This is a genomic window from Paraburkholderia sp. SIMBA_054, assembly GCF_046534875.1.
Lineage (GTDB): Bacteria > Pseudomonadota > Gammaproteobacteria > Burkholderiales > Burkholderiaceae > Paraburkholderia > Paraburkholderia hospita.
The window spans coordinates 42483-56871 of sequence record NZ_JAWRXV010000065.1; the positions used below are offsets into that span (position 1 = coordinate 42483).

Annotated in this window: 11 protein-coding genes; 5 read left to right on the forward strand and 6 right to left on the reverse strand. The window is 62.6% G+C overall.

Going from position 1 to position 14389, the window contains the following annotated elements:
- Positions 1–111: 111 nt before the first annotated feature.
- Together SB822_RS45110 and SB822_RS45115 are read left to right on the forward strand one after the other, a co-directional pair.
- Positions 112–1395 (forward strand): 4-aminobutyrate--2-oxoglutarate transaminase, encoded by a 1284-nt coding sequence (locus tag SB822_RS45110; protein WP_079501852.1) that lies wholly within the window; start codon positions 112–114, stop codon positions 1393–1395.
- An 803-nt stretch (positions 1396–2198) separates the two neighbouring features.
- Complete coding sequence (locus SB822_RS45115; protein ID WP_007744824.1) at positions 2199–3665, forward strand: NAD-dependent succinate-semialdehyde dehydrogenase; 1467 nt, start codon at positions 2199–2201, stop codon at positions 3663–3665.
- A 712-nt stretch (positions 3666–4377) separates the two neighbouring features.
- On the opposite strand, the gene lipA is transcribed toward SB822_RS45115, so the two are convergent.
- From lipA to SB822_RS45140, 5 genes are all read right to left on the reverse strand, one after another.
- Positions 4378–5352 (reverse strand): lipoyl synthase, encoded by a 975-nt coding sequence (gene lipA, locus SB822_RS45120; protein ID WP_410857708.1) that lies wholly within the window; start codon positions 5350–5352, stop codon positions 4378–4380.
- 2 nt (positions 5353–5354) lie between these two features.
- Positions 5355–6467, reverse strand: coding sequence for an acetoin dehydrogenase dihydrolipoyllysine-residue acetyltransferase subunit (locus SB822_RS45125; RefSeq protein WP_410857709.1), 1113 nt, complete (start codon positions 6465–6467; stop codon positions 5355–5357).
- Between the two features lie 15 nt (positions 6468–6482).
- The gene (locus SB822_RS45130; RefSeq protein WP_410857710.1) at positions 6483–7487 is read right to left on the reverse strand and encodes an alpha-ketoacid dehydrogenase subunit beta; all 1005 of its coding nucleotides are present in this window, start codon (positions 7485–7487) and stop codon (positions 6483–6485) included.
- Between the two features lie 39 nt (positions 7488–7526).
- Positions 7527–8504, reverse strand: coding sequence for a thiamine pyrophosphate-dependent dehydrogenase E1 component subunit alpha (locus SB822_RS45135; protein WP_007587868.1), 978 nt, complete (start codon positions 8502–8504; stop codon positions 7527–7529).
- Positions 8505–8579: 75 nt separating this feature from the next.
- Positions 8580–9698: an ATP-NAD kinase family protein gene (locus SB822_RS45140; RefSeq protein ID WP_410857713.1), complete on the reverse strand. Its 1119-nt coding sequence runs from the start codon at positions 9696–9698 to the stop codon at positions 8580–8582.
- Between the two features lie 452 nt (positions 9699–10150).
- Here SB822_RS45140 and SB822_RS45145 point away from each other — a divergent pair, with 452 nt between their 5' ends.
- Positions 10151–12100, forward strand: a complete 1950-nt coding sequence (locus SB822_RS45145; RefSeq protein ID WP_007746964.1) for a sigma-54-dependent Fis family transcriptional regulator — start codon at positions 10151–10153, stop codon at positions 12098–12100.
- 19 nt (positions 12101–12119) lie between these two features.
- On the opposite strand, the gene SB822_RS45150 is transcribed toward SB822_RS45145, so the two are convergent.
- A complete protein-coding gene (locus tag SB822_RS45150; protein ID WP_410857711.1) occupies positions 12120–13091 on the reverse strand; it encodes a helix-turn-helix transcriptional regulator in 972 nt (323 codons plus the stop codon).
- 91 nt (positions 13092–13182) lie between these two features.
- On the opposite strand from SB822_RS45150, the gene SB822_RS45155 reads away from it, so the two are divergent.
- Both SB822_RS45155 and SB822_RS45160 read left to right on the forward strand, forming a co-directional pair.
- A complete protein-coding gene (locus SB822_RS45155) occupies positions 13183–13539 on the forward strand; it encodes a putative quinol monooxygenase (protein WP_410857712.1) in 357 nt (118 codons plus the stop codon).
- Positions 13540–13830: 291 nt separating this feature from the next.
- Positions 13831–14220 carry a DUF2917 domain-containing protein gene (locus tag SB822_RS45160; RefSeq protein ID WP_236674157.1) on the forward strand — a complete coding sequence of 130 codons (390 nt, stop codon included), beginning with the start codon at positions 13831–13833 and terminating at the stop codon, positions 14218–14220.
- Positions 14221–14389: the final 169 nt, after the last annotated feature.

A 14389-nucleotide genomic window follows, 5' to 3' on the forward strand; every position in this document is an offset into this window, starting at 1 on the left:
CCTGATTTTTTACCGAAATGGCTCTGAAATTTGGAGCCAAATCTGATTATAGTCGCTGCATGTGCCGCGATGGACGCGAGCGCCCGAACGAACCCCAAACAGGAGATCTCCGTGAAGAATGCTGAACTGAAGAGCCGCAAGGACGCCGCCACCCCGCGCGGCGTGGGCGTGATGTGCGATTTCTACGCTGCGCGCGCCGAGAATGCGGAACTGTGGGACGTCGAGGGCCGCCGCTACATCGATTTCGCGGCGGGCATCGCGGTGTGCAACACGGGGCATCGTCATCCGAAGATCGTCGAGGCTGTGCGCGCGCAACTGGACAACTTCACGCACACGGCTTACCAGATCGTGCCGTACGCGTCGTATGTCGAGCTGGCTGAGAAGATCAACCAGCGCGCGCCGGGCGACTATCCGAAGAAGACGGCGTTCTTCACGACGGGCGCCGAGGCTGTCGAAAACGCGATCAAGATCGCGCGCGCCGCGACGGGCCGTCCGGGCGTGATCGCGTTCACGGGCGGCTTTCATGGCCGCACGATGATGGGCATGGCGCTGACGGGCAAGGTCGCGCCGTACAAGCTGAACTTCGGCCCGTTCCCGGGCGACGTGTTCCACGCGCCGTTCCCGAATCCGCTCCACGGCGTGACGACGGCGGATTCGCTGAAGGCGATCGAATTCCTGTTCAAGGCCGACATCGATCCGAAGCGCGTCGCCGCGATCATTTTCGAGCCGGTGCAAGGCGAAGGCGGATTCTATCCGGCGCCTGCCGAGTTCGTGCGCGCGCTGCGCAAGCTGTGCAACGAGCACGGCATTCTGCTGATTGCTGATGAAGTGCAAACGGGGTTTGCGCGTACGGGCAAGCTGTTTGCGATGCATCACTACGACGTCGTGCCTGATCTGATGACGATGGCCAAGAGCCTGGCGGGTGGCATGCCGCTGTCGGGCGTCGTCGGACGTGCGGATGTGATGGATGCTGCTGCGCCCGGCGGGCTGGGCGGCACGTATGCGGGTAATCCGTTGGCGGTGGCTTCGGCGCTTGCCGTGCTCGATATCATCGATGAAGAGAAGCTCTGCGAGCGGGCTGTTTTGCTTGGCGATCGGCTGAAGGCGCGGTTGACCGCGTTGCAGGCGGAAGTGCCGCAGATTGCCGATGTGCGGGGGCCGGGCGCAATGGTCGCTGTTGAGTTCTGCAAGCCCGGCACGTCCGACGCGGATGCTGACTTTACCAAGCGGGTGCAGACGCGGGCTCTTGAGCGTGGGTTGTTGCTGCTCGTTTGTGGGGTTTATTCGAACGTTGTTCGGTTCCTGTTCCCGCTGACTGTGCAGGATGCTGTTTTTGATGAGGCGCTTTCTATTCTTGAGGAAGTGCTCAAGGAAACTGTGGGCGTGACTGTCTGATCTTTTTTTGCCTGCGGCGGCTTTTTTGAAGTCGCCGTTTTTGTTTGTGGTTGGTCTGCGACGCTGAGTGGTTTGCTTTGGTTTTCGCTGGCATCCGCGTTTTGTTAGCTTGCTTCACGCGTCGCCCCTGTGCGGGGCGGCACCTACTTTTCTTTGCCGCCGCAAAGAAAAGTAGGCAAAAGAAAGCGGCTAACACCGCTAACTCTTCTTCCTGCCTGAGGGCCCCCAACCGGTCCCACACTTCACACGGCAGCGCCCCCGATTCACGTTCGTTGCCAACGCTTCGAATGAGCGCCTCACCCGCTTCAACCGCCCGCACAAGTGCTAGCGGCAGCGAATGGTTACCGCCGCCCAGGTGGCAAACTGTGTGTAGGTTGTCGCGACGTACCGGGTAGCGCTCTTACAGGGTGGAACGCGTGCGTTATCGGTCCGAAGTGAGGCATGTGAGGTACTACGGCCTACACACAGTTTGCCACCTGGGCGGCCGTGGAATATCTGGCACGGCGTGCTGTAACGCGGGGGTGTGAAGCGGGTGAGGCGCTCATTCGAAGCGTTGGCAACAGACGTGGGTCACGTGGTTGCCGTGTGAAGTGAGGGACCGGTTGGGGGCCCTCAGGCAGGAAGAAATGTTGGCGGTGTGAGCCGCTTTCTTTTGCCTACTTTTCTTTGCGGCGGCAAAGAAAAGTAGGTGCCGCCCCGCACAGGGGCGACGCCTGAAGCACGATAACAAAACGCGGATGCCAGCAAAAAAAACAAGCAAACCACCAGCGTCGCAGACATCAAAACCCAAAGGACGAATCAAAATGACTGACTTGCGTAGCAAACTAAAAGACCCTTCCCTGCTGCAAAGCAAGGCGTATCTCAATGGCGAATGGCAAGACGCCGACAACAAGGAAACGTTCGAGGTCTTGAACCCGGCAACGGGCGAACTGATCGCGCAGGTGCCGCGAATGGGCGCACAGGAAACCCGCCGCGCCATCGAAGCGGCAAACAAAGCCTGGCCAGCATGGAAAGCAAAAACCGGCAAACAGCGTGCAGAAATCCTGCGCAAGTGGAATGACCTGATGCTGACCAACGCCGACGACCTGGCATTAATCCTGACCACAGAACAAGGCAAGCCCATCGCCGAGGCAAAAGGCGAAATCTCCTACGCCGCCTCCTTCCTCGAATGGTTCGGCGAAGAAGCCAAACGCGTCTACGGCGATACGATCCCCACCGTCGCGAACGACAAACGCATCGTCGTGACGAAGGAACCCGTCGGCGTCTGCGCCGCCATCACGCCATGGAATTTCCCCGCCGCGATGATCACCCGCAAGGTCGGACCCGCTCTCGCCGCAGGCTGCCCGATCGTCGTCAAGCCCGCTGAAGCGACGCCGCTCTCCGCGCTCGCGCTCGCTGTGCTCGCGGAGCGCGCTGGCGTGCCCGCCGGCATCTTCAGCATCGTCACCGGCGACCCGAAACCGATCGGCGGCGAAATGACCAGCAACGCGACCGTACGCAAGCTGTCGTTCACGGGTTCGACGGCAGTGGGACGTCTGCTGATGGCGCAGTGCGCGCCGACCGTCAAGAAGGTGTCGCTGGAACTGGGCGGCAACGCGCCCTTCATCGTGTTCGACGACGCCGATCTCGACGCGGCCGTCGAAGGCGCTATCGTGTCGAAGTACCGCAACAGCGGTCAGACCTGCGTCTGCACGAACCGCTTCTACGTGCACGACAGCGTCTACGATGCGTTCGCCGAAAAACTCGCCGCAGCCGTGACCAAGCTCAAGGTCGGCTTCGGCACCGAACAAGGCGTGCAGCAAGGCCCACTCATCAATGAAGCGGCCGTGCTCAAGGTCGAATCGCATATCGAAGACGCACTCGGCAAAGGCGCGCGCGTCGTCACGGGCGGCAAGCGTCATGCGCTCGGTCACGGCTTTTTCGAACCGACCGTGCTCGCCGATGTCACGCCGGACATGAAAGTCGCGCGCGATGAAACCTTCGGACCGCTCGCGCCGCTGTTCCGCTTCTCGTCGGATGCGGAAGTGGTCGAGATGGCGAACAGCACGGAATTCGGGCTGGCGTCGTATTTCTATAGCCGCGATATCGGTCGTATCTGGCGCGTTGCAGAAGCGCTCGAGTTCGGCATGGTCGGCATCAATACGGGAGCGATCTCGAACGAGGTTGCGCCGTTCGGCGGTGTCAAGCAGTCAGGGCTTGGGCGCGAAGGCTCGCATTACGGCATCGATGAGTATGTCGTGATCAAGTACATGTGCATGGGCGGGGTTTGATTTTTTTGTCTACGACGCTTTTTGGTTCTTGGTCTTCGGCCGGCGTCGCAGGCATCCGCGTTTTGTTATCGTGCTTCATGCGTTGCCCCTGTGCGGGGCGGCACCTACTTTTCTTTGCCGCCGCAAAGAAAAGTAGGCGAAAGAAAGCGGCTAACACCGCCAATCCTTGTTATTGCCTGAGGGCCCCCAAAGGTTCTTACGCTTCACACGGCAACGCGCCTGTTCGCGTGCGTTGCCAACATTCTCTCTATTCGCCTCACCCACTTCATCTGCCCGCGTCGTGGCACGCCACGCCAGATAGTCCGCCGCCGCCCAGGTGGCAAACTGTGTGTAGGCTCGCGCGCCTTATACGCACCACTCCGGACTGGGTAGCAAGGTCGGTGTTTCTGGTAAGAGCGCTAACCTGTACGGTACGACAACCTACACACAGTTTGCCACCTGGGCGGCAGAAACCATTCGCTGACGCCTGCCCGTGTGCGGGTGTCTGAAGCGGGTGAGGCATCCGTTCGAAGCGTTGGCAACGAGCGTCGATTAGCGTGTTGCCGTGTGAAGTGTGGGGACGTTGGGTGCCCGTGGATAAGAACACGGGCTAGCGGTGTTAGCCGCTTTCTTTTGCCTACTTTTCTTTGCGGCGGCAAAGAAAAGTAGGTGCCGCCCCGCACAGGGGCGACGCGTGAAGCACGAAGACATAACGCGGATGCCAGCCACAAAATCAAGTAAGAACAGTATCCCCCGCATGATAAGAAGACCGCACCAGCGGCCCCGCTACGACCTCGCGAAACCCCAACTTCAACCCCTCCTCTCTATAAACAGAAAAAGTCTCCGGCGCGACATAGCGCTTAACCGCCATATGAAACCTCGAAGGCGCGAGATATTGCCCAACCGTCAGCACATCCACATCATGCGCACGAATATCCCGCATCGTCTCCAGAAGTTCGTCATCACTTTCGCCAAGCCCGACCATCAAGCCCGACTTCGTGACCACTGAAGCATTCGCCTCCTTCACCCGCCGAAGCAACGTCAAAGACCCGTGATAATCCGCGCCCGCACGCGCCGCACGATACAACGAAGGCACCGTTTCGATGTTGTGATTGAAGACATCCGGCCACGCCGCCGACAACGCATCGAGCGCCCGCTCGACACGCCCGCGAAAATCCGGCGTCAACACCTCGACGCGAATTCCCGGCACGCGCTCACGCAATAGCGCAACGCAGCGCGCAAAATGCGCCGCGCCGCCATCGCGCAGATCATCGCGATCCACCGACGTAATCACCACATACCGCAACCCCAACGCAGCAACGGCATCGGCAAGCCGCGCCGGTTCTTCGTCGTCGAGCGGCAGCGGGCGGCCGTGCGCCACGTCGCAGAACGCGCAACGCCGCGTGCAGATGCCGCCCATGATCATGAACGTCGCCGTGCGCTGCGCGAAGCATTCGCCGATATTCGGGCACATCGCTTCCTCGCACACCGAATGCAGACGATGCTCGCGCAGTATCGACGCCATGCCCGCCACCGTCTCGCTCATCATCGGCCTGGCGCGCAGCCATGAAGGCTTCGGCAGCGCGCCGCCCGGGTCGGGCGGCACGACCTTCACGGGAATGCGCGCGAGCTTGTCGCGGCTCCTCAAGCCGTGCTGTCCTAGCGCGGTGACGCTGTCGTGAGTGGACATCTGCGGCGCGGCTTCCATCGTCAGGCTCCGAAGAAGTCGTTGAGCAGGCGGTTCACCTCCGATGCCGACTCCATCTGCACCATATGCCCCTTGCCCGGCAGCACATGCACGCGGATATCGCCGGGCAGCCCTTGCGCGTGGCTCGCGGGAATGATCTGGTCCAGCTCGCCCCAGATCACCAGCGTGCGCGGCGCGAGCTTGTCGATGCGATCGCGATAGCTGCGCTGCTGCGCGCCATCCTTGAACGCCGACGCCGCGATCTTCTGCAAGCTCTCGCCCACACCTTCGAGCCGCTTGTACTTGACGATATCCTCGACCAGTTGCCGCGTGACGAGCGAACCGTCGGCGAACAGTTTCGTCAGATGCGGCTTCAGCGTATTGCGGCTGTTGCCCGAGACGAATCCGTCGATGTACTCGCGGTTGATCTCGTCGCCGAGACCCGCGCCCGCAATCAGCGAAAGCGACGCCACACGCTGCGGCGCTTTCGCTGCAACTGTCATCGCGACGAGACTGCCCATCGAATGCCCGACGAAATGCGCGCGTTCGATACCTCGATCGTCGAGAAACGCGATCACGCTGTCGGCCAGTTCATCGGCGCTGCCCGACTCCACCGCTTTCGTCGATTCGCCATGCCCCGGCAAATCCAGCGCATACACCGTGCGATGCGCGGCGAGGTCAGCGTGATTGAACAGCCAGTTGTTCAGATCGCCGCCGAAACCGTGGATCAGCACAGCCGGCGTGCCGCCGTCGCCGATTTTCAGGTAGCGAATGGTGCGCCCGCCGATCTGCGCTTTCTCCGGCTGCGGTCCTGCATCTGCGGAATCGGCGGCGAGCGGCACGAAGTCGCGCTGGAACGCTTCGACGGCTGCATCGATGTCCGCATCCGCCTCCTGTTCATCGGCGACCACGCCGAGCAGCGCGCCGACGGGCAGCGTGTCACCCTCCTGCGCGACCTGCCGGCGCAGCGTGCCGTTGAACGCGCACTCGACACCCGAAGCGATCTTGTCGCTTTCGACGTCGAGCACTTCGTCGCCTTTCCCCACCGTGTCGCCAATCGACTTCAACCAGCCGTTGACCTGCCCCTGCTGCATGGACAGGCCCCACTTGGGCATCGTGATCATGTGAATCGACATTGCTCAGTTCCTCGCTCAGTGTCGCGTTGCTTTGACGGCTGCGGCAATCTTGTCCGCCGACGGGATATACAGGTCTTCCAGCACGCCCGAGAAAGGCGTGGGCGTATGCGGCGCGGTGACGATCCCGACGGGCGCCTTCAGCGAATGAAACGCCTTCTGCGCGGCGAGCGCGGCGATATCGGTCGCGATCGAACAGCGCGGATTCGCTTCATCGACGACGACCAGGCGGCCCGTGCGTCCCAGGCTTTCCAGAATCGTCTCTTCGTCGAGCGGCGACGTGGTGCGCAGATCGATCACCTCGGCCTTGATGCCTTCTTTCGCGAGCCGGTCGGCGGCGTCGGTCGCGTAGTGCACCATGCGGCCATACGTGACGATGGTCACGTCGTCGCCTTCGCGCACCACGTTCGCTTCGCCGAACGGAATCGCGTACAGCTCTTCGGGCACGTCGCCTTCGCGGGTGTACAGCAGCTTGTGCTCGCAGAAGATGACGGGATCGTTGTCGCGGATCGCCTGGATCATCAGGCCTTTCGCGTCATAGGGCGTCGATGGGCACACCACCTTGAGACCGGGCACATGCGTGAATAGCGACGTCAGCATCTGCGAGTGCTGCGCGGCAGCGCGCAACCCGGCGCCCTGCATCGTGCGGATCACGACGGGCGTGACGGCATTGCCGCCGAACATGTAACGGAATTTCGCGGCCTGATTGAAGATCTGATCGAAGCACACGCCCATGAAGTCGATGAACATCAGTTCCGCGACGGGGCGCATGCCCGCCGCCGCCGCGCCGACTGCTGCGCCGATGAAGCCGCCTTCCGAAATCGGCGTGTCGAGCACGCGGCCCGGGTACTTGTGAAAAAGCCCTTTCGTGACGCCGAGCACGCCGCCCCATGCGTCCTGTTCACCCGGCGAGCCAGCGCCGCCCGCGTTGTCCTCGCCCATTACGATGACGCTTTCGTCGCGCGCCATTTCCTGACTCAGTGCTTCGTTGATTGCCTGAGAGTATGTGATCTTGCGTGCCATGTCTTGTCTCCTTGTTTGCCTAAAGGTGATCGCGATGAATTACGGATACGACACGTACACGTCTGTCAGCAGATCGGCTTCCGTCGGCAGCGGCGCGGCTTTCGCCTTCTGGACGGAATCGTCGATCAGCACTTTCACATCCGCATCGATCTTGCTCAGATCGTCGGATGACAGCATCTCCGCGCGCACCACGCGCTCTGCGAAACGCTTCAGGCAATCCTTCTCGTCGCGCAGCTTCTGCACTTCGCCCGGCGCGCGATACGTCTGCGCATCGCCTTCGAAGTGGCCGAAGTAACGCGACAGCTTCACTTCGACGAGCGTCGGCCCACCGCCGCCGCGCGCGCGTTCGATCGCTTCGCCCAGCGCTTCGTGCACCGCGAAGAAATCGAAGCCATCGACGATCACGCCCGGCATGCCGAAGCCGCTCGCGCGGTCCGCGATGTTGTCGGAGGCGACGGACCATGTCGACGACGTCGCTTCCGCATAGCCGTTGTTCTCCGCGACGAAGATGGCCGGCAAGCGCCACACGCTCGCGAGGTTCATCGATTCGAAGATCGTCCCCTGGTTCGACGCACCGTCGCCGAAGAAGCACACGCCCACGCCGCCCGTTTTCTTCAGCTTCGCCGCGAGCGCCGCGCCGCACACGAGCGGACCGCCCGCGCCGACGATACCGTTCGCCCCGAGCATGCCCTTCGACAGATCGGCAATGTGCATCGAGCCGCCCTTGCCCTTGCACACGCCCGTCTGCCGGCCGTAAATCTCAGCCATCATCCCGTGCACGTCGACGCCCTTCGCGATGCAATGGCCGTGGCCACGATGCGTGGTCGCTACATAATCACGGTCGTTCAGATGCAGGATCGTGCCGACGGCCGATGCTTCCTCGCCTGCATACAGATGCACGAAGCCGGGAATCTCGCCCGTCGCGAACTCGACGTGCAGGCGCTCTTCGAACTCGCGAATGGTGCGCATCAGCCGGTACGCTTCCAGCAGTTTTTCCCTGCTCAACTGATTTGACATGGTGTGTCTCCTTGATGATGTCGATCGTTACAGCAACGGGTGCGGATGGGCTCCGCGTGATTAAATGAACTCCCTTTATTTCGCGTTTGCTTGTGTGTGCATAAGGGTTCGCATCGAAGCGCCCGCCATCTCGCGCATCAACTGACGCGACGCCGAGAAACGCAGCGTGCGGCTCACATCGACGGTCAACGGGCCACTCCAGTCGAGCGAGATTTCATAGCGGTCGTCACGCTCGATTTCGATCTCGCGCTCGCCGTCGAATGCGAGCGTGCCGTGGCGCGCGTCGATGGGCAGCCAGTCGCCGAGTTCGAAGCGCTCGCAGGTCCGCATCGTCACCTGATCGATGCGGCCGGGCGCGATGGGCGCGAAGATAGGCACCCCATCGGGAACACCGTCGCCATTTGCAAAGCCATGCTCGTCGCGCAGCGCAAACGTGAGATGCAAGCCATGCGGCGCCGTGCGCTCGACGGGCGCCCACGCGCCGCCTATCGACGACAGCCCGATGCCATCGGGCGCGGCGAACGTAAGAAACAGCGACTCGATATCCGACGGCTCCGACACGGCCCGCGCGCCGACGAAGCGCTGACGGCTCACGCACACATCGACGAGCGCGATCTCTTCGCGTCCGCGATTCGGCCCCGCGACGCAACGCACGACGAGCCGTTTGTTGCGCGTCAATGCGACATCGGGCGGCACGACGCCCGACGCGACCAGGGCGCCCGCCATGCCCGCAACGGTCGCCTCGCGCATGTCGGGAAATGCGTTGTTGGTGCCCGTCGAAAGCGTCAGCAGCGGCACGCCACCGCAATGCGCAGCCACCGCGCGATGCGTGCCGTCGCCGCCGAGCACGGCAATCAGTTCGACACCTTCGCGCACCATATGCGCGGTGCCGGTGTGCGTATCGGTAACGCTATCGGTGATGGGCAGATCGATAAATTCGACTTCGGGCCAGCGCTCGGCCGTGCCCGTCGCCGCGTGGATGTCGATTGCGCGCAGCAGCAGCGCAGCAACGCCCGTGCGATCGCGCAGCGTCAGCACGCGATCGACGCCAAGCGCGCCGAGTCCCGCGATCAGACGCACGACCATGTTGGCCTTTTCGGCTGTCGGAAACACGGACGCGTGCGTCGTGAGACGGCGAATGTCGCGACCCGACGCGGGGTTAGCAATCACGCCGACGGTGATGGGCGATGCCACTGGCTTGTCTCCGTTGTGTTTGTCGAGAGCGGTTTGCGTGTCGCATGCAAAGCCGTTTCGTGTGACGAGCATTACTGCAACAGCCATGCCAATCGCTCGACGAGCACGCGAAGAACGCGGAAAGCCTTGTGTGGAAAGCTTTGCGCGGCATGGGCAACGCGCCGTCGCAAGCACGGCTCGTGTCGCATGACGCAGTGCACATGGCGCACATCGCGCCTTTCACCGCACTCACGGCGCGGTGACGCGACGCGCATGCATTGCGGCATCGAACGAAGCGCGTCTCACGGCTGTCTCACGCATAGGTGAGACGATCGTCTCAGGTGTCTCGCGTGTTGCAATGCAGTGTGATTACGCGGGCGGGATGTGCTACAAGAAGGTCCGGCAGAAGGCATCACCACAGGGACCAGCGCGATTCATCCACCGGTATCGTCCGTTATAGACGGGAGCCGACCATGCCTTACGTCTCTCAAACGCAGCACGTCGACCGCGTGCGCGGCGCCATCGAAGGACGCCTGCCCGCGCCCGCCAATTCGTCGCGTCTCGTGTCGTCGTGGCAGCGTTCGTATGAGCAATACCAGCTCGATCCCAGCTCGGTGATCGGGCCGCGCGTGCTGACCACGTCCGAACTGCGCGAAGTGCAAGGCAAGGAAGAAGCGTTTCTGCGCGCGTCGGGCCAATGCCTCACGCGTCTGCACGACATGATCCGCGTGGCCGACTACTGCGTGATGCTCACCGACGCGCACGGCGTCACGATCGATTACCGCATCGACCGGGACCGGCGCGGCGATTTCAAGCATGCAGGTCTTTACATAGGCTCGTGCTGGTCGGAACGCGAGGAAGGCACGTGCGGCGTCGCGAACGTTCTGACGGATCTCGCGCCCATCACGGTGCACAAGACCGATCACTTTCGCGCGGCGTTTACGACGCTCACCTGCAGCGCATCGCCGATCTTCTCGCTGACGGGCGAACTGATCGGCGTGCTCGATGCGTCCGCCGTGCAATCACCCGACAACCGCGACAGCCAGCGGCTCGTGTTTCAACTGGTGCGCCAGAGCGCGGCGCTGATCGAAGACGGCTACTTCCTCAATCAGACCACGCAGCATTGGGTGATCTTCGGTCACCAGAGCCGCAATTTTGTCGAGGCGCAACCGGAAGTGCTGATCGCATTCGACGAATGCGGCAACATCGCCGCGTCGAATCGCAAGGCGCAGGAGTGCATCGCAGGCTTGAGCGGGCCGCGTCACGTCGACGAAATCTTCGATACGTCCGCCGTCCATCTACACGATGTAGCACGCACCGATACGATCGTGCCGCTGCGTCTGCGCGCGACCGGCGCCGTGCTGTACGCGCGGATTCGCGCGCCGTTGAAGCGCACTTCGCGCGTCGCGCCCGTCGTGTCTTCGGCGAGCGCCGTCAACGCGTCGTCCGATGCGCACGCCGACACGAGTCTCGATGCGATCAGCCGTTTTCTGCACAGCCGCGACTCGCGCATCGCGCGCAATGCGGAAGTCGCGCTGCGCATCGCGGGCAAGCATCTGCCAATTCTGATTCTCGGCGAAACAGGTGTCGGCAAGGAAGTGTTCGCGCAGGCGCTGCATGCGTCGGGCGCGCGACGCGCCAAGCCGTTCGTCGCCGTGAACTGCGGCGCGATCCCCGATTCGCTGATCGAAAGCGAGTTGTTCGGCTATGCGCCGGGCGCGTTCACGGGCGCGCGCAGCCGCGGCGCGCGCGGCAAGATCGCGCAGGCGAACGGCGGCACGCTGTTCCTCGATGAAATCGGCGACATGCCGCTCAATCTGCAAACGCGCCTGTTGCGTGTGCTCGCCGAAGGCGAAGTGCTGCCGCTTGGCAGCGATGCGCCTGTGCGCGTCGATATCGACGTAATCTGCGCAACGCACCGCGATCTCGCGCGCATGGTCGACGAAGGCACGTTCCGCGAAGACCTGTTCTACCGGCTGAGCGGCGCGACGCTGCACATGCCGCCGCTGCGCGAGCGCGCCGATGTGCTAGACGTCGTGCGTGCCGTGTTCGATGAAGAAGCGCAAAGCGCGGGACATGTGCTCACGCTCGATGCGCGTCTCGCCGAGCGGCTTGCGCATTTTTCGTGGCCGGGCAATATCCGGCAACTGCGCAACGTGCTGCGCTATGCGTGCGCGGTGTGCGATGCGACGCGCGTCGAGTTGCGGCACGTGTCGCCCGATGTGGCGGCGTTGCTCGCGCCCGATGAAGCCGCGCCGCGCCCTGCGCTCGCCGGCCTCGACGACGAGCGGGCGCGTATTGTCGATGCGCTCACGCGGCATCAATGGCGACCGAACGCCGCGGCCGAAGCGCTCGGCATGTCGCGCGCGACGCTGTATCGGCGGATTGCGAAACTGGGGATCGTCGGGCCGCATCGGAGTTGATGCGTTCGAACGGTAGTAGTCAACCCGCGTTGAGCGTCGCAATCTGCTCGCCGAGCTGGCGCAAGCGCTCGCGCAATTCCGGCGGATCGAGCACTTCGACATGACCGGCCAGGCCGAGCAATTGCTCGGCCGCGTAGCCGAGCTGCTCGACGGGCAAGATCACTTCCTGCCAGCCGTCCTGTTCCGAAGGCGGCGCGATCTGCGCCTGTTCGACGGCCGCCGCGCCGAGGCGGTGCAGACGCGTCATGCCTTCCGGCGACAGCCGCAATCGCGCGGTGTGCTTGAGCAGGCTCGTCTCGAATGAAGCAACGGCCGCTGTCCACTCGTCGCGCAGATCGAAATCTTCCGGGCGTTCGAACGTTTCGTCATGCACCGTGAGCTGCGCGATGCTCGACACGCGATAGGTGCGCAACTGCGTGCGCACACGCGTGACCAGATACCATTCGCCGCCCTTGAGCACCAGCCCGAGCGGATCGCGCACGCGCACGCCCTCGGTTTCGCCGCTGGCGTTCCACGTGCGGTATTGCATCGATATGCGCTTCTGCTCCCACACGGCGCCCGCGAGCATCGTCAGCCACGGTGTCGGCGAGGGCCGCTGATACCAGCCGACAGGATCGATATGCAGCCGCGAGCCGATGCGCGACGTATCGGGCGCGGCATCGGGCAGCGCGGTGACGAGCTTTAGCTGCGCGGCTCGCAGCTGCTCCGACAGACCGAGATCGGACGCCGCGCCCGTCAGCCCGGCAATCGACAGCGTTTCCGCTTCGACCCTCGTGATGCCCGTCAGTTTCGCGCGATATCCGTCGAGCAATGCGAAGCCGCCGCCCGGCCCGCGGTCCGCATAAACGGGCACGCCCGCCGCACTCAACTGGTCGATATCGCGATACACGGTGCGGATCGACACGTCGAATTCGTCGGCGAGCGCCTGTGCGGTCACGCGGCCTTTCACCTGGAGCATCAACAGCATCGAAACGAGTCGGCTCGTCGCCAATTTTTGCGCTCCTTTTAATTCATGACATAGGTTGTCAGTTATTGACGAGTATAAAGGTAGTTATAGACCAAGATCATCCGGAGTGTGCGGAATGCACGTGACCTACGTAGTTCGCTTTCAGGTGTTGCCCGACAAGCTCGAACGCTTCATGTCGCTGCTCGACGATGTGCTCGACGCGATGCGCGGCGAGGCGGATTTTCGTGAGGCCGTGCTGCATCGCGATCCCGATTCGCCGTGTCGGCTGATGCTCTATGAGACGTGGGAAAGCCCTGACGATGCGAGCGCAGAGCAGATTCATCGCCCGTACCGTCGCGCCTATCACGAGGCGCTTGCTGACCTGCTCGCGCGACCGCGCGAAGTCACGCAATGGCACACGTTGCGCGCAGACCGGCGCGACGCGCCGCTCGAATCGCGCCATGCCGAAGAACTGGCCGAGGCGCGCGCATGAGCACGCGAACGTTCGTTTCCCGCGAGAGGGCAATGCCATGACGATGCAACGCGTGCGACAAAACTGGTTGACAACACATCGACGTCAAGACAAACTCGAATGCATGCTGACCTTCATCACCAACGCCTACGTCATTAAAAACCGTATGGCACGCCGTCGCGGCGGGCCTATGGGAGCGTGCGTGCGTTAGCATCTGCAGCAGTCAGCAAAACGATCCCAAGGCCCCGCCGGAAACGGAAGGGGCCTTTTGTTTTGTGTGCCTTCCGTCCTCCGGCTCAATTGACGGAGTGCATGATGGACAAGGCTTGCCAGCAGTTCACTGATGACGAATCGCTCTGCTTTCCGCGCTCACACGAAGAGCGTTTGCCGAGAGTCGTCGTCCACTTTGAAGTGCAGCCCGGCGCGACGATGTCGTGGCGCGTCGACGCGAACACGGAGCTTCTCGTGCAAGGCACGCGCGTGTGGTTGACGCGCGCGGCGTCGCCGTATGATCACTGGTTGCAGATCGGTGAGACGTTCCGGTTGCATCGCGGTGAGCGCGTGTGGATTAGTGCGGACGGAAACGTGCCGGCGAGGCTTTCGCTGACGACGCATCCGGTGGAATTGCGAGGCAGGCTTGCGCGCCTGCTGGAACGCTGTTCTTCGCTGGGCGCGGATATCTTTGCGCCGCGGTCGCGGTGAATGGGTTTGGTTTTTTTGCTGCGCAAGCGGTGCTGGTGTGCTTTTGCTTTTTGCTCTTACGCTGGCATCCGCGTTTTGTTAGCGTGCTTCATGCGTCGCCCCTGTGCGGGGCGGCACCTACTTTTCTTTGCCGCCGCAAAGAAAAGTAGGCAAAAGAAAGCGGCTAACA